Origin of the sequence: Pseudomonas cerasi (genome assembly GCF_900074915.1) — a bacterium.
GTDB lineage: Bacteria > Pseudomonadota > Gammaproteobacteria > Pseudomonadales > Pseudomonadaceae > Aquipseudomonas > Aquipseudomonas cerasi.
Genome location: NZ_LT222319.1, coordinates 57,199 through 78,223, shown reverse-complemented (window position 1 = coordinate 78,223; position 21,025 = coordinate 57,199). Strand labels below are relative to the sequence as shown.

Sequence of the window (21,025 nt, the reverse complement as noted above, 5' to 3'; positions counted from 1 at the left end):
TCGACACCTGTCGTTTACGCTATTACGCCAAAATGCAAAGGATGGGATACGTGAGCGAAACAGCCTTGCCTAAAGACGAAGAATCGGTGTTGAAAACGCCTGCATCCAAGCCTGAGCCAGTCCGCACCGAGCGCACCGGCAGCCGCAACAGTGGCCTGGTGTTCCTGGCCTTACTGCTGGCAATTGCCGGTATCGCCGTCGCCGGCTGGGGAGTCTGGCAACTGCGCATGTTGCAGGCCGGACACCAGCAGCAGCGCGGACAGGTCGAGGATATCGCCGAACAGACCCTGGTACTGGCGCAGAATGACCAGCAACTGAGCGCACGCATCGCGCAATTTCCGCCAGCCAATCAGCTGGAAGACAGTCGACGTCTGGTCGCGCAACTGCAAGGCGATCAGCAGCGCCTCAGCCAGCGACTCGAAACCGTACTGGGGGCGAGCCGCAAGGACTGGCGTCTGGCCGAGGCCGAGCATCTGCTGCGTCTGGCCAGCCTGCGTCTTTCAGCGCTGCAGGACATCAACAGTGCACAGGCGCTGGTTCAGGGTGCCGACGAAATTCTGCGTGAGCAGGACGATCCGGGCTCCTTCGCTGCCCGCGAGCAATTGGCCAAGAGCCTTGCCGCCCTGCGCAGCATCGAGCAGCCGGACCGCACCGGGCTGTTTCTGCAACTCGCAGCTCTGCGTGAGCAAGCTGTACAGCTCAACAAGCTGGCCCCCGAATACGAAGACAAGGGCGAGTCACTGTTGGGCCTGACCGCCGACAAGACCGAATCCAGCCGGTGGACGCAGTGGTGGGACGAGATCTCCCATTACTTCCGCATCGATTTCAACGCCGACAAGGACATCCGCCCGGTACTCGCCGGCCAAAGCCTTTCGCAGGTGCGTCTGGCGCTGAGCCTGGCGCTGGAGCAGGCGCAGTGGGCAGCGCTTAACGGCGAGCCCGAGGTTTATTCCAAGGCCATCACTGAAGCGCAAAACGTTCTGAAAGCCAACTTTGATCAGGACGATCCACAAGGTAAAGCGCTCGACCAGGGGCTTGATGCTGTCGCCAGCCAGCCGGTATCGGTGAAGACACCGGATCTGGCGCCGACCCTGAGCGCCGTGCAGGCCTACCTTGAACGCCGTCATGCCGCCAGCCAGCCAGCCGAGGCGCAACAGGGGACCAGCCGATGAAGCGCTTCTATGTGCTGTTATTCATCGCGATCGCCGCTGCGGCGTTGATCGGTGTCGCCATCGCCGAGCACTCCGGTTACGTCCTGATCGCCTATCAGAACTTCCGCTACGAATCGAGCCTGTGGGCGACCCTGGCGCTGCTGGTCGCCGCGTTGCTGGTGATCGCACTGCTGAGACTGTTGATCAGCCTGCTGACGACTTCGGGCCGCGTGGTTAACCCATGGTCGCGTCGCAACCGCCGTCGTCGCGTGCAAATGGCTATCGAGCAAGGCCAGATGGACCTTGCCGAGGGCCGCTGGTCCAGCGCCCAGCGTCATCTGCAACGCGCGGCCGAAGCCGATACTCACCCGCTGCTCTACTACATCGGCGCTGCACGCGCGGCCAACGAGCAGGGTCGTTACGAAGACTGCGATGCCTTGCTGGAACGTGCGCTCGAGCGTCAGCCACAAGCCGAGCTGGCGATTGCCCTGAATCACGCCCAGTTGCAGCAGGATCGCGGCGACACCGAAGGTGCGCTGACCACGCTGCTGGCCATGAAAGAGCGTCATCCGCACAACCCTCAGGTGCTTCGTCAGTTGCAACGCCTGTATCAGCAGCGTGGTGACTGGTCCGACGTGGTCCGCCTGATGCCGGAACTGCGCAAGGACAAGGTTCTGCCAGCCAAGGAGCTGGCCGAGCTGGAACGCCGCGCCTGGGGCGAGAACCTGAGCCTGGCGGCGTACCGCGAGGGCATCGAAGGCGCACCGACCGGCCTGCCTTCTCTGGAGAGCGCTTGGCAGGGGCTGGCCTCTGCGCAACGCCAGGAGCCGCAACTGGTGCTGGCGTACGCCGATCAATTGCGCCGTCTGGGTGCCGAAGCTCAGGCTGAAGAGGTGCTTCGTAGCGCCCTCAAGCGCGAGTACAACAGCCATCTGGCGCGTCTGTACGGGCTGGTTCGCGGCAGTGACCCGCTCAAGCAGCTGCAAACGGCGGAAGGCTGGCTCAAGCACCATCCGGCTGATCCAAGCCTGTTGCTGAGCCTGGGACGTATCTGTCTGCAAGGCCGACTGTGGGGCAAAGCGCGGGATTATCTGGAGAGCAGTCTGCGCCTGGAACGCAATCCCGAAACCTGCGCCGAGCTGGCTCGTCTGCTGGGCCAACTGGGTGAGACGGATCGCAGCAATCAGCTGTTTCAGGAAGGCCTGGGCCTGCTGGACGAGCGCCTTCTGTCGCGGCCCCTGCCGGTGCTGACCAAGGCTTGAAACCACCGGAGAGTCCTAAGTCAGGGCTCTCCGTGCTGCCTCACCAGCCCGTCAAGATCAATGCGTAAGAATCGTCCTACATACATGAGTAAAAGAACCACGCAGCGGTGTGTTCTTTTTCCTCGGTAAACAGCGACGCATCCGTACGTCGCCACCTTGAATGCGCCGCACCCTTTCCTCTACCGTAATCGTCTCGTCCTTTGTTACGGATTTGCCATGTATCTGGCTCGCACACGCTTCCTGTTTTTCCTGGCATCGCTGGCCTGTGCATCAATCATTGGCGTCGCCTTCTACCTGCAGCAAGCTTTCGGTCTCGACCCTTGCGCGCTGTGCATGGTGCAACGGGCTGCATTCATCGTCTGTGGCGTGCTGGCGCTCTGTGCTGCCTGCCACGCATCTGGCCCGACAGGCACGCGGCGCTACAGTCTGGGGCTTTTGCTGTTCGCCCTGGCCGGGCTTGCTGCAGCAGGCACACAGGTGTGGTTGCAGACCGCCTCGGCCGATCAATTGATACCTGTTATTACCAGACTGGAGCAGGTATTGAGCCTGCTCTCCCTGGACATGTGCATCGACCGACTGCGAAGCGACGCGCTGTTTTGCGCCGAGATCACCTGGACACTGTTCGGCATCAGCCTGCCGGAGTGGAGTCTGCTGGCATTCACGGGTCTGGCGCTGTTACCGCTGTATCCTCTTTTCAGCGAATTCAGCCACTGGCTGGCGACCAGAGATCGGGGCGGCTATTAAACGCTTGTATGAACTTTATCTCCTGCGTACCTTGATGGCCTTGTCGAGCGGGCATAATCTGGGCCGCACGCGTCACTGGAAATATGCTGTCCTGACGCATTTATCAGGCCAGGTCCCGGCCAATCACCCGGACCGGCCCAGGACTGCATGCCCCTGAAGGGAAGAGAGAAGACCATGCTGGAAAGTTGTCAGAATGCTCAGGAACGCTGGGGCGGAGTGAACAAGCTGATCGATCGCTGGCTTCAAAGCCGTCTCGAACTGGTCGAAGCCTATGACGCGCTGGGCGACACGCCCGAAGCGTTGGCAGCCGACCTTGAAGGTCTGCAGAACTTCTGCGGGATTCTTGTGGATTACGTCTCCGCCGGGCACTTCGAAGTCTATGAACAGCTGGGTGATGAAGCCCGGGCGTTCAATGACGAGCGTGGGCTCGAGCTGGCAGACACGATCTATCCACGTCTGGACGTCATCACCAAGTTTGCCCTCACGTTCAATGATCGCTGCGACAAGGGCGACTGCTCGGATGCGGCGGTAGTAGCACGGGAATTCAATCAGCTGGGGCAATTGCTGCACGAGCGTTTCGAGCTGGAAGACTGCCTGATCGAAGTGCTGCACAACTCGCACAAGGAAGAGATCGCCGCTCAGGCGTGATCTTGTCGGTGCCAGCGCTACACGCCAAGGGTGCTTATTGCACCCTTTCGCATTTCTGAACGCCGGCTTTACGCCCGCTTACTGCGAAACCGCAACCAGCTCGATTTCAAATACCAGCGGTGTAAACGGATCGATCAGATCGCCGGCGCCCTCGGCGCCATAGGCCTGATCCGAAGGAATGACCAGACGCCACTTAGCGCCGGTCGGCATGTTCTGCAAGGCGCTGGTCCAGCCGCTGATCACACTGTCGAGTCGGAACCACTGGGGCTGGGTGCTCTGATCGAAGATCGTGCCGTCCGGCAAACGACCGACGTAACGCACCTCAACCCGGCCGTCGGCACTGGGCTTGGGGCCGGTGCCAGGAGTCAGCTCGGTCATGAGAATCCCGTCAGCCAGCACCTTCACACCCGGCTTGGCCTTCTCGCTGTCCATGAACGTGCGCTCGGCCTTGAGGGCCGCCTCGGTCGGCGCATCCGTACCGGCAGTCTCGGCCTGAGCGATAGCGGCATCATGCTCGCGCAGAATCTGGTCGATGCGCTCCTGCTTGAGCGCCAGCGGCTTGCCCTGATAAGCCTGCTGCAAGCCTTCCACCAACGCCTTGAGGTCCAGGTCAGGGACTTCCTGATGCAACCGCTCGCCAAGGCTTGCGCCCAGGCTATAGGCGAGGTCGTGGCCGTCACTGGACGCAGGTGGCGACTCGGCGGCTTGAGCCAGGGGTAGCAAGAGGAACAACGACGTTAACAGGTAGCGCGACATTAATGCTCTCCGGCCTGGGAAGGCAGCGATTATGCCTGCGCCAGCGCGAGTAGTGACGAGTCTTGTGACGTGAATTTCACAATGCCTTTGCATCGTGCCGAGCAATCATTTCTCTCAGTATGCAACAGGGACCCATGGATGCTGTCAAGATGCCCTAGCGGCGATGCGCGCAGAAGCCTAGTATGAGCCGCAATTTCGTCACCCAGGAGGTAAGTCATGTCGGCCAAAAAGAAGCCAGTAAATACTCCGTTGCATTTGCTCCAACAATTATCGGGCAGCTTGCTTGAACATCTGGAAGACGCCTGCTCCCAAGCCTTGGCTGATGCCGAGAAACTGCTCGCCAAGCTTGAGAAACAACGCGGCAAGGCGCAGGAAAAACTGCACAATTCCCGCATCAAACTGCAGGATGCTGCCACCGCCGGAAAATCCAAGGCGCAGGCCAAGGCCAAAGGCGCCGTGTCCGAGCTGGAAGAGTTGCTGGACGCTCTCAAGGATCGTCAGACCGAAACCCGCACGTACATCCTGCACCTCAAGCGTGATGCCCAGGAAAGCCTGAAACTGGCCCAGGGTATTGGTCGCGTAAAAGAGGCGGTCGGCAAGATCCTGACCACTCGCGATGCCAAGCCTGTCGCGCCTAAAGCCGTCGCCAAGGCACCTGTTGCCAAGACACCTGCTGCCAAAGCCCCCGCAAAAACTGCAGCGAAAGCGCCGGTTAAAGCGGCCGCCGCCAAGCCAGTCACCAAAGCCGCAGCCAAGCCTTCCGCAGTTGCCAAGCCAGCGGTCAAAACCGCTGCTGCCAAGGCCCCGGTAAAAGCCGCCGCCAAACCTGCCGCCCGCACGACTGCAGCAGCCAAGCCTGTCGCAGCCAAGACAGCTGCCGCCAAGCCGGTTACGGCCAAGCCTGCCGCCACCAAGGCGCCGGCTGCCAAGGCCACCGCCAGCAGCGCTGCCAAACCTGCAGCAGCAAAAGCAGCGGCCGCCAAGCCTGCGGCGAAAGCGCCTGTGAAAGCGCCCGTCAAGGCACCGGCCAAAGCACCGGCCAAGGCACCTGTGAAAGCAGCAGCCAAGCCTGTCGCCAAACCTGCGGCGAAGCCAGCCGCCGCCAAACCGGCCACGCCAGCGCCTGCTGCTGCAGCCAAGCCGACGACGCCTGCTGCGCCAGCCGCCGCACCGGCAACCCCTGCCAACGGCGCAACGCCAACCAGCGCTTCCTAAGTCTGGTCGACGGCATGTCCAACCGCGATGCGCAGCACATCCAGCGCATCGCGGTTTTTTTCTGCATCCCCTTCGGCAAATTCGAGCAGCCACTCCTCTGCATTCCTCGCCTCACCTGCCGGCCAATCCCCGGTCAGTGCCTCAAGCTTTATCATCAGGCTCTGTTCGGCCTCCAGTTCCAGCGCCTTGACCTTCATCCGTAATGTAGTCAGCAACGCATCTTCAAGCGCCGTAATGCGCCATTGGTTGCGCAAATCCCGTAGCGGACGCACCACATCGTCATGCCAGGGTGTCGCCAACTGCTTTATTTGCGCGACTCGCTGAGCGTTGCACGCCACGTCGCGCGTACCCAGCCACACCCCGCAAAGCACCATGCACACGTTGGCCCCGTTGGCTTGCAGCGTCAGACAAGCCTGTTCCACACCCGGTCGGGCGTAGAAATCGAGGGTGAAACTCCAGAGCGCTGAAGGCATAGTGATCCACCTGTTCAGGACGAAGCTGGTAGACTCCGCCGCCATTATGATTCGACTTCAAAGCCTTACCTTACAGCGTGGTCCGCAACGTCTGCTAGAAGACGCCGAGCTGACTCTGCACGCCGGCCATAAAGCCGGTCTGATCGGTGCCAATGGCGCCGGTAAATCCAGCCTGTTTGCCCTGCTGCGTGGAGAGCTGACGCCGGATGCCGGCGACTGCCTGCTGCCCGCCGACTGGCGTATCGCGCACATGCGCCAGGAGGTCGACACGCTCGAACGCCTGGCCGTGGATTACGTGCTTGATGGCGACGAGCGCCTGCGGGAAGTACAGAGCTCGCTGGCCGAGGCCGAAGCCGCGCAGGACGGCGCCGCTCAGGCACGTCTGCATTCGGAGCTCGACAGCGCCGACGGTTATACCGCCGACGCACGCGCTCGCAAGCTGCTGGCCGGGTTGGGCTTCACCAACGAACAGATGGAACGTCCGGTCGGCAGTTTCTCCGGTGGTTGGCGTATGCGCCTGAACCTGGCGCAGGCATTGATGTGCCCCTCGGACCTGCTGCTGCTCGACGAACCGACCAACCACTTGGACCTTGACGCCATTCTGTGGCTTGAAGACTGGCTCAAGAGTTACCCCGGCACCTTGCTGCTGATTTCCCACGACCGGGATTTTCTGGATGCCGTGGTCGATCACATCGCCCATGTCGAGCAACGCAAGATCACCCTCTATCGCGGCGGCTACAGCGCGTTCGAGCGGGCCCGTGCCGAACGTCTGGCCCAGCAACAACAGGCCTACGAAAAGCAGCAGGCGCAACGTGCGCACATGGAAAAGTACATCGCACGCTTCAAGGCCCAGGCTACCAAGGCCCGTCAGGCACAAAGCCGGATCAAGGCGCTGGAGCGCATGGAAGAGCTGTCGGCCGCGCACGTCGACTCACCGTTCAACTTCGTTTTCCGTGAGTCCGACAAGATCTCCAGCCCATTGCTGGACCTGTCCGACGCGCGCCTGGGTTATGGCGACAAGACCATCCTCGAGAAGGTCAAGCTGCAACTCACGCCCGGTGCACGCATCGGCCTGCTGGGTCCGAACGGCGCAGGCAAGTCGACGCTGATCAAAAACCTCGCCGGCGAGCTCGAGCCGCAAAGCGGTCGGCTGGTGCGTGGCGAAAACCTCACCGTGGGCTACTTTGCCCAGCATCAGCTTGACTCACTGGACGCCAAGGCGACCCCGTTGCTGCACTTGCAGCGCCTGGCACCGACCGAGCGTGAACAGACACTGCGCGATTTCCTTGGCGGTTTCGACTTCCGTGGCGCGCGCCTGGATGAGCCGGTGCTGAATTTCTCCGGTGGCGAGAAAGCCCGCCTGGCGCTGGCACTGATCGCCTGGGAAAAGCCCAACCTGTTGCTGCTCGATGAACCGACCAACCACCTCGACCTGGAGATGCGCCTGGCGCTGACCATGGCCTTGCAGGAGTTCGGTGGTGCGGTACTGGTGGTGTCTCACGACAGGCACTTGCTCAAGAGTACGACCGATGACTTCCTGCTGGTGGCCGACGGCCGCGTACAGGAATTCGACGGCGATCTGGATGACTACACGCGCTGGCTGGCCGATTACCGGCTGCGCAACGCGCCGGTCAGCAACACGCCCGTCAACGCCGACAAGACCGACAAGAAAGCCCAGCGCCAGCAGGCAGCGGCCTTGCGTCAGCAACTGGCACCGCACAAGCGCGAAGCCGACAAGCTGGAGCGTGATCTCGGGCTGGTGAATGAAAAACTCGCCAAGGTCGAAGAAGCGCTGGCCGACAGCACCAACTACGAGGCTGCCAACAAGGACAAGCTACGCGATCTGCTGGCCGAACAGGCCAAACTGAAAGTGCGTGAATCCGAGCTGGAAGACGCCTGGATGCAAGCGCTGGAACTGTTGGAATCAATGCAGGCCGAACTGGAAGCATTGTCGTGAGCGAGGCAGGGAAGTGATGGACATGTTGGGCTTGCCGGTATCCGCGTACTGGCTTGAACCGCTGCTGGTGGGTGCGCAGATTCTGCTGATCCTGTTGGCCGGTTACGTACTGCAACGCATCGTCGGTGGTTTTCTGACCGGTCTGGGCGAGCGTTATCCGTTGCCGCCAGAATTGCTGGTCCCGGTTCGCGGCGGCCTGCGCTGGTTGATCATGGGCAGCGCCTTTGTTCTCGTCCTCGGCCGACTCGGGGTATCGGCTACGGTGCTGTGGACCGCACTGTCCGGCTTCGTCGCCGTAGCGGCGGTGGCGTTCTTTGCAATGTGGAGCGTGCTGTCGAACCTGCTCTGCGCCATTCTGATCTTCACCATCGGCCCGTTCCGCATCGGTGACATGGTCGAGCTGGTCGATACGCTGGACAAGCCGGGCGTGAAGGGGCGGGTGGTCGCCATCAATCTGATGTTCACCACCCTGATCGAGACCCCGGAAGCCGGTGGCGCGCTGGTCCAGGTGCCCAACAGCCAGTTTTTCCAGAAGTCAGTGCGCCGCTGGCGTGGTAGCGATCTGTTTCCGCAGATGGTGGTTGCAAAGCAGCCGGATGAGCAGGATTAGAAATCGTTAGCCTTGCAAAGCATTAAGCACTAATTTATTGCGCATTCGACTTTGTATGAGGTGCACGATGGCGCTTGAAACGTGGCTGGGCTTTTTTGCGGCCTGCTGGATCATCAGTCTTTCCCCCGGCGCGGGCGCCATCGCTTCGATGTCCTGCGGCCTGCAATACGGTTTCTGGCGGGGCTACTGGAATGCCCTGGGCTTGCAGATTGCGTTGGTGGCACAGATCGCCATTGTCGCGGCAGGTCTGGGTGCAGTGCTGGCGGCCTCGGATATGGCGTTCACGCTGATCAAGTGGTTCGGCGTCGCGTATCTGGTCTATCTCGGCATCAAGCAATGGCGCGCCCTGCCAGCCGACCTGGCCGATGAATCTGCCGTGCGCCCGGTGGGCAAACCGATGACGCTGGTCTTGCGCGGCTTTCTGGTGAATATCAGCAACCCCAAGGCGCTGATCTTCATTCTGGCGATCCTGCCACAGTTCATCGACCCGGCCGCTCCGCTGCTCATCCAGTACGCGATCATCGCAGCGACCATGGTGGTGGTCGATCTGATCGTGATGGCGGGCTACACCGGGCTGGCATCCAAGGTGCTGCGCCTGCTCAAGACGCCTCGCCAGCAACGTCGCATGAACCGCACCTTCGCCAGCCTGTTCGTAGGCGCGGCAGGTTTCCTCGCGACGTTGCATCGCGGTACGGCCTGAAACGTGTCGGTCTCGAGCCCTGAACAGACATACGTTCTGTTCAGGGCGATTGAAGGCCGAACGTAAGATTCTGTAACAAAAATAGACCTCGACTATTGAGTAGTGCCGTTGCGGCGTTAACAATGCAACGCTTCGCATTCCCGTCGAGATTCTGCAATGCCCGTCCGCTCTCGTTTTCTTGCCTGGTTACTGTTGCCGCTTCTGGCGCTGGGCAGCTGCATTGCGCTGGCCGACCCGGTCGAGGGTGCCGCCCAGGCGCTGCATCTGCTGGATTACCTGGGGGCCGATTACCCGGCGACCGTGGCGGACGGCAAGGTTGTGGACACCGTCAAGTATCAGCAGCAGGTCGATAACCTGACTGCGTTGCAGGGCCTCATCGTTGCCTTGCCGCAGCGCGCCGAGCGTGATGCTCTGGAGCAGGCGGTAAACCAGCTGAAAAGCGCTGTGGCAGGTCGACAGGACGCTGCGCAGGTCACTCGTCAGGCGCGGCAGTTGAGTGCGAAGCTCGCGCTTGCCTACGAGGTCAGTCAGGCCCCGGCCATTACGCCGGACCCCGCCCGTGGCGCGCCTTTATACGCCCAGCATTGCTCGGTGTGCCATGGCGACAGCGGTGCAGGGGATGGACCGGCAGGTATCGGCCTGGAACCGCCACCCTCGAACCTGCGGGATACTGCGCGGCTGGATCGCCTGAGTCTCTACGACCTCTACAACGCGACCGGGCTAGGCATTGCCGGCACCGATATGCCCGCGTTCGCCGACCAGCTGGACGATCGCCAGCGCTGGGACATCGCGACGTATATCGCCAGCTTCAGCGCACAACCTGTCGCCCAGCCTGCCAAGACCTTCAACCTCGCCGATCTGGCTCGCCAGACACCAGCCGAAATCCAGGCTGCCGAAGGTCCGGACGCTACCGCCACCTTCCGGGCCCAGCGCGCGCAGCCACCTCAGGTACAGCGCGGCCCGGCGCAACTGCTGGATTACACCAGTGTAACGCTGGACAAGAGCCTGGCAGCCTACAAGGCCGGTGATCGCGAGCAGGCCTATGATTTGTCGGTCGCGGCGTATCTGGAGGGTTTCGAGCTGGTCGAAAGCTCGCTGGATAACGTCGACGCCAATGTGCGCAAGGACACTGAAAAGAGCCTGATGGCTTACCGGCAGTCCTTGCAGGACAGCATGCCGCTACCTCAGGTCGCGCAGAAGCTGGAAGCAGCCAAAGGCAAGCTCAAGGAGTCGGCGGACCTGTTGGGCAGCGACGGCCTGAGCCTGTCGCTGAGCTATATTTCAGGCCTGCTGATCCTGCTGCGTGAAGGGCTGGAAGCGATTCTGGTACTGGCGGCGATTCTGGCGTTTCTGCGCAACACCGGCCAGCAGTCTGCCGTACGCAGCGTCAACATCGGCTGGGGTCTGGCGCTGCTGGCCGGGCTGGCCACTTGGGCACTCGCGGCGTATGTCATTGACGTCAGCGGCGCGCAGCGTGAATTGCTGGAAGGCGCCACCGCGCTGTTCGCCAGTGTGATGGTGCTCTGGCTCGGGGTGTGGATGCATGATCGTCGTCACGCCGCTGCGTGGCAGGACTACGTCAAAAGCAGTCTGGTCGGCGGCGGCGGTCGTTTCGGCTTCGCGGTGCTGGCGTTCTTCTCGGTGTATCGCGAGTTGTTCGAAGTCATCCTGTTCTACGAAACTCTGTGGCTGCAGGCCGGACCGGCCGGGCACAATGCCGTGCTGGCGGGGGGTGCCACGGCGCTGGTGCTGCTCGTAGGCCTGGCGTGGGTCATCCTGCGCGGCTCGGCGAAGCTGCCGCTGTCGCTGTTCTTCGGCATCAATGCTGCGCTGCTCTGCGCACTGTCAGTGGTGTTTGCCGGTCACGGCGTCAAGGCGCTGCAGGAGGCGGGGATATTCGGCACAAGGCCGGTGCCGTTCTTCGAGTTCGACTGGCTGGGCATTCACGCCGACCTGTACTCACTCAGCGCACAGGCCATCGCCTTGATCGCCATTGCAGTGCTGTACGGCAGAAGTCGTCTGGCCGAGAAGCGCAGACTGCAAACAGCAGGCTGACGTTTTGCCTGCCAGGGACAAGTGGTGCTCACCGCTTGTCCCTGCTTCCCCCCCAGCGTTGTTGCGATTCGCGGTCTTACTTTCCCGCCCTGTACAAAAAACCACCTGTTACTTCTGCCAGTAGACGCCCTTTTTCTTCAGGCCTAGTGTAGCGAAACGCCAACTCGGCTATCGGGTACTGGCGCATTTACCTGACAACGGGGTGGGTGATGGCCAAGTATGAGATTCGGTTGTGGGCTGAAGACATTGAGGAACATGACCATCCTGAAATAGCCATTGAATTTTATGAAAATGATGACCTGCAAGAACACGCCTGGGTCAGGCTGCACCCGCAGGGAAAACACAAGATTCGCGGCGAACTGGGCAGGGATGAGGAAGTGCTGACGGCTCTGGCGCTGGCCTTCAGGAAGAAAGTGGCTGAGTTGGCCGATTGGTAACTCTACCGTTGATAACCTGAGGCACGGCGGGCAATAAAAAAGGTTCGTTCAAACGAACGAACCTTTCAATTTGACACCGACCGATCACGTCACTCGGGATCAACCGGCTTCTTCAACTTCGGGTTCGGGAAGAACTGCACGCCCTGGACCTTGGGATCAGCCGGTTTGACAACCGCCTTGTTGACCCGCGTACCCAACTCCTTCGGTATCGAAATACCCTGCTCGTTGAGCGTGTCGCTGTAACCGCAACTCACGCACTCGCGATGCGGCACGTCGTTTTCGTTCCACATCATCAGTTTGTCAGGCTCGCTACACGCCGGGCAAACCGCCCCGGCGATGAAGCGTTTCCTGGTAATGACTACCGGGGTATCGGTCATGCTGCCGCATCCTCACTCAAGCCACTGTGACGCAACAATGCGTCAATCGACGGCTCGCGTCCTCGGAAGTCGACGAACAGCACCATCGGTGCCTGCGAACCACCACGCGCCAGAATGGCTTCGCGGAAGGCGCGTCCGGTTTCAGCGTTGAGCACACCGTCTTCCTCGAATTTCGAGAACGCATCGGCGGACAGCACCTCGGCCCACTTGTAGCTGTAGTAACCGGCTGCGTAACCGCCTGCGAAGATGTGTGCGAAGCTGTTCGGGAAGCGGTTGTAGGCGGGTGGACGCATCACTGACACTTCGTCGCGAATGCCTTCCAGCACGTCCAGTACGCTGCGGCCGTCGCCATGCGTGGCATGCAGCTCGAAATCGAACAGCGAGAACTCCAGCTGACGCACCATCATCAGGCCGGACTGGAAGTTCTTGGCGGCGAGCATCTTCTCCAGCAGATCCTGCGGCAGAGGCTCGCCGGTTTCGTAATGACCGGAGATCAGCGCCAGGCCCTCGGGCTCCCAACACCAGTTTTCCATGAACTGGCTCGGCAACTCGACGGCGTCCCAGGCAACGCCATTGATACCGGATACCCCGGCATGCTCGACGCGGGTCAGCAGGTGATGCAGGCCGTGACCGAATTCGTGGAACAGCGTGGTGACTTCGTCATGGGTCAGCAGCGCAGGCTTGCCGGCAACAGCGGGTGTGAAGTTGCACACCAGATTGGCTACCGGGCTCTGCAACGTGCCTTGCGCCGTACGGCGACGGTCGCGCGCGCCGTCCATCCAGGCACCACCACGCTTGTTGGCGCGCGCATACAGATCGAAGAAGAAGCGCCCGACGTGCTGGCCGTTTTCCTTGATCTCGAACAGACGAACATCCGGGTGCCAAGTGTCGAAGCCTTTCTGCTCGGTAATCTCGATGCCGTACAGGCGCTGAACGATGGTGAACAGGCCGCCAAGCACCTTATCGACAGAGAAGTAGGCACGCAGGATTTCCTGGGAAACGCTGTAGCGCTGCTCGCGCAGCTTCTCGCCGTAGAAACCGCTGTCCCAGCTTTGCAGATCAGGGCAGCCCTGTTCGGCGGCATAAGCCTTGAGCTGCTCCAGATCCTGGGCAGCAAAAGGCTTGCTGCGTTTGGCCAGGTCACGCAGGAAGCTCAGTACCTGGTCGCTGGACTCGGCCATCTTGGTCGCCAGGCTCAGCTCGGCGTAGTTTGCATAGCCGAGCAATTGCGCGAGTTCCTGACGCAGGTCGAGGATCTGCTCCATGACCGGCGTGTTGTCGTTCTTGCCCGCGTTCGGGCCTTGATCCGACGCGCGGGTGGCGTACGCCGCATAGACTTCTTCGCGCAGTGCGCGGTCTTCGGCGTAGGTCATCACCGCGTAATAGCTCGGGAATTCCAGCGTGATCAGATAGCCTTCCAGATTCTTTGCCTTGGCAGCGGCGGCCATCTGCTGTTTGGCAGAATCGGTCAGGCCGGCGAGGGCGGACTCATCGGCGACCAGCTTGGTCCAGGCCTGAGTGGCATCGAGCAACTGGTTGGAAAACTGGCTGCCCAACTCCGACAGTTTGCTCTGCACTTCGGCGTAACGCTTCTGCTGCTCGGGCGGCAGATCGATACCGGACAGGCGGAAGTCACGTAGCGACTGCTCCAGAATGGTCTTCTGGCCAACGTCGAAACTGGCGGCCTCGGGGCCATTGGCCAGGGCTTCATAGGCCTGGAACAGCGCGCGGTTCTGGCCCATCTCGGTGGAGTAGGCGCTCAAGGCCGGCAGGCAGGATTCATACGCTTCGCGCAGCTCGGCGCTGTTGCACACGGCATTCAGGTGGCTGACCGGGCTCCATGCCGCGCCCAGGCGGTCGTTCAGCTCGTCCATGGTCAGCACCAGCCCGGCCCAGGTCGGTGTCGAACCCTGTTTGGCGAGGATGTCGGCAATCGCGGCACGGTTATCCGCCAGGATCTGTTCGATAGCAGGTTTGACATGCTCGGCACGAATCGCCGAAAAGGGTGGCAGGTCGTACGATTGCAGAAGAGGGTTGTTCGCGCTCACGGTTTTGCACCTTGCCTTGAAGAAACACTCAGCCATCTTAATTACAATCGACGCCGACCGCAGCAACCAAACCCGCTCTGCACGCCTATCACTGCCAAAGAAGGAGCCTATCGTGGCCATTCGCAAGTTTCAGGAGCACACCCCAGCCCTCGGCGAACGGGCCTTTGTCGATCATTCAGCGGTGGTTATCGGTGACGTCGAAATCGGCGCCGACAGCTCCGTCTGGCCGTTGACGGTGGTACGCGGCGACATGCATCGCATCCGCATTGGTGCCCGCACCAGCGTGCAGGACGGCAGCGTGCTGCACATCACCCACGCAGGCCCCTTCAACCCGGACGGTTTTCCGTTGATCATCGGCGATGACGTGACCATCGGCCACAAGGCCATGCTGCATGGCTGCACAATCGGCAATCGCATCCTGGTCGGCATGGGCACGACCATCATGGATGGCGCGGTAGTTGAAGACGAGGTGATCATCGGCGCAGGCAGCCTGGTGCCGCCGGGCAAAGTGCTGGAAAGCGGCTTCCTGTACGTCGGTCGCCCGGTCAAACAGGTGCGCGCACTCACTGAAAAGGAAATCGCCTTCTTCCCGTACAGCGCGACTAATTACGTGAAACTCAAGGATCAGCATCTGGCGGAGGGGTTTGATAAGGGTTGAGGCCCGCTATTAATACTGCGCTCTGCACTCAGTTGACCTTCTATTCTGGCCGAAGGCCTTAGGAGCGAGCCGGGCGACGCTTCGCTTGTTCGCGAAGACCGCGGTTCAAACGCCCTTTGTGTGGGCGCTGTACCGACCTCTTCGCGAGCAAGCTCGCTCCCACAAGGGATTCAAGGCATCAACGCCCGCAGCGCCGCCTTGCGCGCCTCGGCAGGCATCGCGCCCAGCTTCTCCACAGCCCGATAAAAGGCCTGCCAGTCGCCATTCACCTGCCTGAACAACGCCTCGAAGGCTGGCACCCATTGATCGTAAAGACCAAAAGGCAGCAGCTTGGCGTTGTTCATCGGGCTGTTGATCCAGGCATCGAAGCGCTTGTCGCCTGCCCATTGATCATCCCGCAACGCGCGGTAATCACGGCGCATCCGCTCGAATTCTTCAGCCTTGCGGGCGCGCATCACCTCGGCCGACAGCGGCTGGCGATACAACGCCTTGAGCCGCTCCCGGGTATCGAGCACCAACCGGGTAAACTGATCACGCCGCGCCGACTGCAAAACACTCTCCGGCGGTAATCCCCGCGCCGCACGCCATTGCCGCGTACCTTCCTGCTCGACGAAACTGGCGTAGGACTCGTTGAACTCCGTGTCGTCCTTCACGTAAAAACGCTGATGCGCCAACTCATGAAAAATCAGCGTGGCCAGACGCTCGTCACCCCAGCCCATCATCGAACTGAGAATCGGATCATTGAACCAACCCAGCGTCGAATAGGCTTCCACGCCACTCAAATACACATCCTTGCCCGCCTGCCGCTGCAACGCCGCCTCGCCACGCGCACCGCCAGGGCTGTAATAACCGCGATACGCCACACACCCAGCGATTGGAAAACAGTGCGTGACCGGCTCCAGCGAGAACTCATCCGTCGCGAACACATTCCACACCACATAAGGCCGCCCCAGATCCGCATACAGGCGGTAACTCTTGTTATCCGGCAGATGCAAATGCTCACTGGCAAACGTCCGCGCCAACTGCGACCGGGCCAGATGCTGGCGCAAACCTGCATCCCGAGTCGGGTCAGCCACGATCTTCTCCACCGGCTCACGTGCCTGCAGCAACTGCCACTGCCCCTGAGCCAACTGCCCGTAGTAGGAAACGCTGGAGCAGCCGGCGAGCAGCGTGACGGCCGTCAGCGCTGGCAGGTGTCGAAGGCGTGGCAGGGAGAATGTGGCCATCAAGGAAGTGCTTTGGTGATGTGGAGAAGGTGATGTTATGCCGGACGGGTGTGGCAGGCTATGCTCAATCAACAAAATCCGGAACCGCCCACATGATGCGCTTCACGACACTGCCGATCGCACTTGTACTCGCCACCCTCGCCGGATGCGCCGGCCCCTTGCCCACCGTCAATCCGGACATGGCGTGGGTCGACATGCGCACCATCACCGGCCAGTTGATCATGGGCGACAAGCTCGATGGCAAGAACACTTACGACGGCCGCTACTTTCAGGTGACGCCGGGCAGCCATGAGTTGCAGGTGCGTTATGACTACGAGTACCGCTCGGGCGGCATGGGGATGATCGGCGACGAGTACACCGAGATCACGTGTTACGTCAGTGTTCGTTACGACCACTTCGCTGCCGGGCAGCGTTATGTGCTGGAGGTACGCTCACTGGCGAACAGTGTCGATGCCTGGCTTTACGATGCAGAGCGCAAGGTGGTGGCCGAGGAGGAAGAAGAGGGCGGGGTGCACTGCATCTGATCAGCGACCGTTGAGCTGATAGATGATTTTTTTCGTACCGTTGTCGCAGCTGCCGACGATCATGCTGGGATCGGTGGCCTCTTCGTTGCCAACAATTTCCAGCGTGTAGGACGTGACGTTGTTGGCCTGGATCTTGGCTTCGATTTCAGCCTTTAGTTCTTCGCAGGATTTCGGTGCCGCCAGGGCACTGGTTGCCAGCAGGGTGCAGGTCGCTGCCATAATAAAACGTTTCATGCTCGACTCCTGATCATAATCAAACCATGCGTCAACCAACGCATGACCGATGAAGCAAGCCAGCTTTATACAGCAGATACAGGAGCGCACAAGGCGCCCCCGCAAGGCTGGCTGTGAATCAGCTCAGCAATGTAGCGTCCAGGGTGATCTTCGCGTTCAGTACCTTGGAAACCGGGCAGCCTTCTTTGGCCTGCTTGGTCAACTCGTCGAACTTCTCCTGGGTCGCGCCTGGCACTTTGGCCTTGAGGGTCAAATGCACAGCGCTGATCGCGAAACCGCCTTCTACCTCATCCAGCGACACCTCAGCCTGAGTATCGATGCTTTCAGCAGTCAGGCCTGCACCGCCCAGGATCATGGACAACGCCATCGAGAAACAGCCTGCATGGGCTGCGCCGATCAGCTCTTCCGGGTTGGTGCCTTTGCCGCCTTCAAAACGTGCCTTGAAGCCGTAAGGCGCTTCGCGCAGCACTCCGGTTTCCGTGGAGATGCTGCCGATACCGCTTTTCAGATCACCTTCCCAGTGGGCGGATGCTTTCTTGACGATACTCATGGTGGCTCCTTTTGGAATGAATTTGGATCGTTGCTGTTACAGCATTCTGAGGATAGACGGCTCTGGAAAGTTCAACCGTCGGAAAGACCAACCATTTCAGTAGGCTTTTCTACACTGCCCATTGAAAAGCCGGACTTGCGCCCGCACTGCTGTTTCATCGTGGGCAGCTCCAGCAGCCGGCCCATCACAATTCGAGGAGCTACCCCGGCCTATGAAACGTTTGGCAGATGTAAAAATTTCCACCCTTGATCTGGTGCCGGTGCGCCACGACAAAGGGCCCGCCGATTCCCTGCGCAACTCGCTCAACCTTGCCCAGCATGTTGAAAAGCTGGGTTACAACCGCTTCTGGGTGGCCGAGCACCACAACATGGACGGCATCGCCAGTTCAGCGACCTCGGTGCTACTCGCCTACCTGGCAGGCGGCACGTCGACCATTCGTGTCGGGGCTGGCGGGATCATGCTGCCCAACCACGCGCCGCTGGTGATTGCCGAGCAGTTCGGTACCCTGGCCAGCCTGTATCCCGGCCGCATCGACCTGGGACTGGGCCGCGCTCCGGGCTCCGACCAGATGACTGCGCGTGCCTTGCGCCGCGAGCGCTCCGGCAGTGCCGATGACTTTCCGGATGATGTCACCGAGCTGATGGAATACCTGGGGCCGCGCACGCCTGATCAAAAAGTGATCGCCGTACCCGGTTCAAACACCAACGTGCCGATCTGGCTGCTGGGCTCGAGCCTGTTCAGCGCCCAGCTGGCAGGCATGCGCGGCTTGCCGTATGCCTTCGCATCGCACTTTGCACCGCGTTACATGCACGAGGCGATTCGCGTGTATCGCAATCACTTCCAGCCATCGGAAGTGCTCGACAAGCCTTATGTGATGCTCGGTGTGCCCCTGTCGGCGGCCGACACGGACGAGCACGCCGAATACCTGGCGACGTCGGTCTATCAGCGCATTCTGGCGTTGATGCGTGGGCACAGCCTGATGCAGCGCCCGCCTGTCGAGTCGATGGACGGCCTGTGGCTGCCACACGAGCGTGAAGCCGTAGCAAGCTTCCTGGGTCTGGCGATGGTGGGTGGCCCGGAAAAGATTCGCGCCAAACTGGACGTGCTGCTCGAGCAGACCGATGCGGACGAGTTGCTCTTCACCTGCGACATGTACGAGCACGAAGACAGGCTGCGCTCTTACGAGATCCTGGCCCAGGTCGCGCACGGCTAAGCGACTTTCCGAATCGGAAAAAACCAGCCAGAAACAGCATCGCCCCGGACTGGATGAAAGTCCGGGGCGATGCTGTTCGTGAAACCTGCAAACGGGATTGACCGGGCCAACCGGCCTGAGCCGGGCCTGGCTGGCAATCAACCGCGCTGGTAAACGATTTCCTTGGTGCCGCCTTCGCAGGTGCCGACGACTTGCTTGTCGGCCGCGCTGCCTTTCTCGACCACTTCCAGCGTGTAGGACGTTACGCCCTTCGCCTGGAGTCTTGCGTCGAGTTCACTTTTCAACTCTTCACACGGCTTGCCTGCCGCGAGGGCAGTGCCTGCAATGCTCAGCAAGCCTACAGCCAACAAAAACTTCTTCATGGGTAATCCCTCTCGTCCGGCCAAATGAAGACGCCATCGGAACAGGCGCCCATTGAAAATCCCCACGCTCACACATCGAACGCGTGGCCACATTTGCGTGTAGCGCAGCTTATGGCAATCGGCCAGCCGAAAGGTTCAGATCACCCTCAGCTGTTGGTGATGCGGAAGCCCACTTTCAACGTCACCTGGAAGTGCGCGACTTTGCCGTTTTCGATATGGCCGCGGGTTTCGGTCACTTCAAACCATTCCATCAGGTCGAGGCTTTTGCTGGCTTCGGCCAGGGCATTGTTGATGGCGTCTTCGATGGTGGTCGTGGAAGAGCCTACGATTTCAACTTTCTTGTACGTGTGATGATCCGACATGGCAGTTCTCCTGAGGTCTGAAAAAGACGCGATATAGAGCGCGCTCCCTGCTTCTGTCAGGAGAAGGCGCGCAAAAGTTCAGACCTTTGCAAAAATCCCATCGCACTTTCCAAAAAGCCCGGAGTCCGAAACAACACGCCCACTCATCATTGCAGGAGAAACACCATGGCTACTACGTCACTTCGCAAAGCCTCGTTGCAGAGTATGGAAGCTGAAATCGAGAGCCTCCTGAAGTCCCTCGAGGGCCTGAAAGCCGACGCTACCGACGAGTCGCGCAAGACACTGAAGAATCTGAAAGCCAACGCTGAAAGCGCGCTGAGCCACTCGCGCAGCCTGCTAAGCGATGTCTACGAAGACGTTAAAGAGAAAACCCGCGAAAACGCACTGGCAACCCGCGACTACGCTCAGGAACACCCTTGGACCACCGCCGGCGTTGCGGTAGGTGCCATCGGCCTGATCGCTGCCTACATGCTGTTCAAGCGCGGTAATTGATCAGTTTTTGATCGGTTCCCCGGACCGCTTCAGCTCATTTTTTAACCACTGAGCAAGCTGCTGCGCCCGTCCATCGGCCGCACGTCTGGGTACCCAAAGCGCCAGCTGCGCCGGGGTTTCACTGAACCCCCAAGGCGCAGCCAGGCGACCGGCCTTCAGGTCATCGATGACCAGAGGCTCGGGCGCAATTGCAATGCCAAGGCCCGCCACGGCCGCCTCCAGCAAATAATACAAATGCTCGAAACCCTGCCCGTAACGCAATGACTGCGGATCGATGCCGTTCTGCTGCGCCCAGCTCGGCCACGCCTGCGGACGCGATGTGGTTTGCAGCAACGATTCTTCCAGCAACGTCTCGGCAGGTGCATCGCACAGACGCTCGAATCGCGCGAAGCGTGGGCTCAACACAGGTCCGATCCGCTCGCTTGCCAGTTCGAATACCTGCATGTCTGCCGGCCACGGCGGCTCGGCAAATATCAGCAGGGCATCAAGACCTGGCCGACGCGGGTCAAGATCACCTTCACCTGCCGACAGGTGCAGACGCAGGTCCGGCAGCTCGGCATTCAGGCGACTCAAGCGCGGGATGAACCAGCGCGCCAGCAGGCTGCCGGAGCAACCCAACACGAACGGCGCATCTGCGCTGCCCTTGCTCAGTTCTGCACACACGCCGCGCAGCCGGTCGAACGCGTCGCCGCTGACATCGCGTAGGCGAATACCTGCATCTGTGAGTTTCAGGCCTCGTCCGTCCTTGCTGAACAGGCTTACACCCAAGTGTTCTTCAAGCACTTTCAATTGGCGACTGACAGCACCATGCGTCACGTTCAGCTGTTCGGCCGCCTGGCTGACACTGCCAAGCCGGGCAGTGCTTTCAAAGGCGCGCAATGCATTGAGGGGAGGGAGGTCGCGGCTCATGATCTGTGAGTTTTCCTGACAGGTTGCAGCGATCTTATCGGTTTTCATCCAGCCTTGCGCTG

The 21,025-nt window shown here is 60.7% G+C and carries 24 protein-coding genes; 14 read left to right on the top strand and 10 right to left on the bottom strand.

The window, feature by feature from the left end; all coding sequences use genetic code 11:
• The first annotated feature begins 50 nt into the window (after positions 1–50).
• From PCPL58_RS02790 to PCPL58_RS02775, 4 genes are all read left to right on the top strand, one after another.
• Positions 51–1,172: a uroporphyrinogen-III C-methyltransferase gene (locus PCPL58_RS02790; protein WP_065350986.1), complete on the top strand. Its 1,122-nt coding sequence runs from the start codon at positions 51–53 to the stop codon at positions 1,170–1,172.
• A complete protein-coding gene (locus PCPL58_RS02785) occupies positions 1,169–2,413 on the top strand; it encodes a heme biosynthesis protein HemY (RefSeq protein ID WP_003367721.1) in 1,245 nt (414 codons plus the stop codon). The genes PCPL58_RS02790 and PCPL58_RS02785 overlap by 4 nt, the downstream gene beginning before the upstream one ends.
• Before the next feature lie 216 nt (positions 2,414–2,629).
• A complete protein-coding gene (locus tag PCPL58_RS02780; protein ID WP_065348764.1) occupies positions 2,630–3,157 on the top strand; it encodes a disulfide bond formation protein B in 528 nt (175 codons plus the stop codon).
• Positions 3,158–3,331: 174 nt separating this feature from the next.
• Positions 3,332–3,805, top strand: coding sequence for an Rsd/AlgQ family anti-sigma factor (locus PCPL58_RS02775; RefSeq protein ID WP_003432684.1), 474 nt, complete (start codon positions 3,332–3,334; stop codon positions 3,803–3,805).
• A gap of 78 nt (positions 3,806–3,883) precedes the next feature.
• Here PCPL58_RS02775 and PCPL58_RS02770 read toward each other — a convergent pair whose 3' ends face one another.
• A complete protein-coding gene (locus PCPL58_RS02770) occupies positions 3,884–4,561 on the bottom strand; it encodes an FKBP-type peptidyl-prolyl cis-trans isomerase (protein ID WP_003367726.1) in 678 nt (225 codons plus the stop codon).
• A gap of 216 nt (positions 4,562–4,777) precedes the next feature.
• Between PCPL58_RS02770 and PCPL58_RS02765 the strand changes: the two genes are divergently transcribed.
• Positions 4,778–5,776 carry an AlgP family protein gene (locus PCPL58_RS02765; RefSeq protein ID WP_065348763.1) on the top strand — a complete coding sequence of 333 codons (999 nt, stop codon included), beginning with the start codon at positions 4,778–4,780 and terminating at the stop codon, positions 5,774–5,776.
• Here PCPL58_RS02765 and PCPL58_RS02760 read toward each other — a convergent pair.
• Positions 5,773–6,249, bottom strand: a complete 477-nt coding sequence (locus PCPL58_RS02760; RefSeq protein ID WP_065350985.1) for a TIGR02444 family protein — start codon at positions 6,247–6,249, stop codon at positions 5,773–5,775. The two genes, PCPL58_RS02765 and PCPL58_RS02760, sit on opposite strands and share 4 nt — an antisense overlap.
• A 46-nt stretch (positions 6,250–6,295) precedes the next feature.
• Between PCPL58_RS02760 and PCPL58_RS02755 the strand changes: the two genes are divergently transcribed.
• From PCPL58_RS02755 to PCPL58_RS02735, 5 genes are all read left to right on the top strand, one after another.
• Entirely contained in the window at positions 6,296–8,206 is a 1,911-nt protein-coding gene (locus PCPL58_RS02755) for an ATP-binding cassette domain-containing protein (RefSeq protein ID WP_003432693.1), read from the top strand.
• Between the two features lie 16 nt (positions 8,207–8,222).
• Positions 8,223–8,816, top strand: a complete 594-nt coding sequence (locus tag PCPL58_RS02750) for a mechanosensitive ion channel family protein (RefSeq protein WP_002551363.1) — start codon at positions 8,223–8,225, stop codon at positions 8,814–8,816.
• A gap of 67 nt (positions 8,817–8,883) precedes the next feature.
• Positions 8,884–9,516, top strand: coding sequence for a LysE family transporter (locus PCPL58_RS02745; RefSeq protein ID WP_011266152.1), 633 nt, complete (start codon positions 8,884–8,886; stop codon positions 9,514–9,516).
• 156 nt (positions 9,517–9,672) lie between these two features.
• Positions 9,673–11,571, top strand: coding sequence for a cytochrome c/FTR1 family iron permease (locus PCPL58_RS02740; RefSeq protein WP_065348762.1), 1,899 nt, complete (start codon positions 9,673–9,675; stop codon positions 11,569–11,571).
• A 209-nt stretch (positions 11,572–11,780) separates the two neighbouring features.
• A complete protein-coding gene (locus PCPL58_RS02735; RefSeq protein ID WP_003367743.1) occupies positions 11,781–12,008 on the top strand; it encodes a hypothetical protein in 228 nt (75 codons plus the stop codon).
• Positions 12,009–12,097: 89 nt separating this feature from the next.
• Here the strand turns inward: PCPL58_RS02735 and PCPL58_RS02730 are convergent, their stop codons facing one another.
• Complete coding sequence (locus PCPL58_RS02730; protein ID WP_003367746.1) at positions 12,098–12,385, bottom strand: YheV family putative zinc ribbon protein; 288 nt, start codon at positions 12,383–12,385, stop codon at positions 12,098–12,100.
• Positions 12,382–14,469 carry an oligopeptidase A gene (gene prlC, locus PCPL58_RS02725; RefSeq protein ID WP_162273806.1) on the bottom strand — a complete coding sequence of 696 codons (2,088 nt, stop codon included), beginning with the start codon at positions 14,467–14,469 and terminating at the stop codon, positions 12,382–12,384. Before prlC ends, PCPL58_RS02730 begins: the two co-directional genes overlap by 4 nt.
• Positions 14,470–14,545: 76 nt before the next feature.
• On the opposite strand from prlC, the gene PCPL58_RS02720 reads away from it, so the two are divergent.
• Positions 14,546–15,091, top strand: coding sequence for a gamma carbonic anhydrase family protein (locus tag PCPL58_RS02720; protein WP_065348760.1), 546 nt, complete (start codon positions 14,546–14,548; stop codon positions 15,089–15,091).
• 170 nt (positions 15,092–15,261) lie between these two features.
• Here the strand turns inward: PCPL58_RS02720 and PCPL58_RS02715 are convergent, their stop codons facing one another.
• Entirely contained in the window at positions 15,262–16,317 is a 1,056-nt protein-coding gene (locus PCPL58_RS02715; RefSeq protein WP_065348759.1) for an aminopeptidase, read from the bottom strand.
• Positions 16,318–16,412: 95 nt separating this feature from the next.
• Between PCPL58_RS02715 and PCPL58_RS02710 the strand changes: the two genes are divergently transcribed.
• Positions 16,413–16,841, top strand: coding sequence for a PA0061/PA0062 family lipoprotein (locus tag PCPL58_RS02710; protein WP_167355214.1), 429 nt, complete (start codon positions 16,413–16,415; stop codon positions 16,839–16,841).
• On the opposite strand, the gene PCPL58_RS02705 is transcribed toward PCPL58_RS02710, so the two are convergent.
• Both PCPL58_RS02705 and PCPL58_RS02700 read right to left on the bottom strand, forming a co-directional pair.
• On the bottom strand, positions 16,842–17,075 hold the full coding sequence (locus PCPL58_RS02705) for a DUF1161 domain-containing protein (RefSeq protein ID WP_003367761.1): 234 nt from the start codon (positions 17,073–17,075) through the stop codon (positions 16,842–16,844).
• Between the two features lie 118 nt (positions 17,076–17,193).
• Positions 17,194–17,625: an OsmC family protein gene (locus PCPL58_RS02700; RefSeq protein ID WP_065348758.1), complete on the bottom strand. Its 432-nt coding sequence runs from the start codon at positions 17,623–17,625 to the stop codon at positions 17,194–17,196.
• A 211-nt stretch (positions 17,626–17,836) separates the two neighbouring features.
• Between PCPL58_RS02700 and PCPL58_RS02695 the strand changes: the two genes are divergently transcribed.
• Positions 17,837–18,838, top strand: a complete 1,002-nt coding sequence (locus PCPL58_RS02695; protein WP_003367765.1) for an LLM class flavin-dependent oxidoreductase — start codon at positions 17,837–17,839, stop codon at positions 18,836–18,838.
• A 137-nt stretch (positions 18,839–18,975) separates the two neighbouring features.
• On the opposite strand, the gene PCPL58_RS02690 is transcribed toward PCPL58_RS02695, so the two are convergent.
• The gene (locus PCPL58_RS02690; RefSeq protein ID WP_003318454.1) at positions 18,976–19,200 is read right to left on the bottom strand and encodes a DUF1161 domain-containing protein; all 225 of its coding nucleotides are present in this window, start codon (positions 19,198–19,200) and stop codon (positions 18,976–18,978) included.
• Between the two features lie 146 nt (positions 19,201–19,346).
• Positions 19,347–19,562, bottom strand: a complete 216-nt coding sequence (locus tag PCPL58_RS02685; protein WP_003318455.1) for a dodecin — start codon at positions 19,560–19,562, stop codon at positions 19,347–19,349.
• 165 nt (positions 19,563–19,727) lie between these two features.
• On the opposite strand from PCPL58_RS02685, the gene PCPL58_RS02680 reads away from it, so the two are divergent.
• On the top strand, positions 19,728–20,054 hold the full coding sequence (locus PCPL58_RS02680) for an ElaB/YgaM/YqjD family protein (RefSeq protein WP_003318456.1): 327 nt from the start codon (positions 19,728–19,730) through the stop codon (positions 20,052–20,054).
• Here the strand turns inward: PCPL58_RS02680 and PCPL58_RS02675 are convergent, their stop codons facing one another.
• Positions 20,055–21,011, bottom strand: coding sequence for a LysR family transcriptional regulator (locus PCPL58_RS02675; protein ID WP_065348757.1), 957 nt, complete (start codon positions 21,009–21,011; stop codon positions 20,055–20,057).
• Positions 21,012–21,025: the final 14 nt, after the last annotated feature.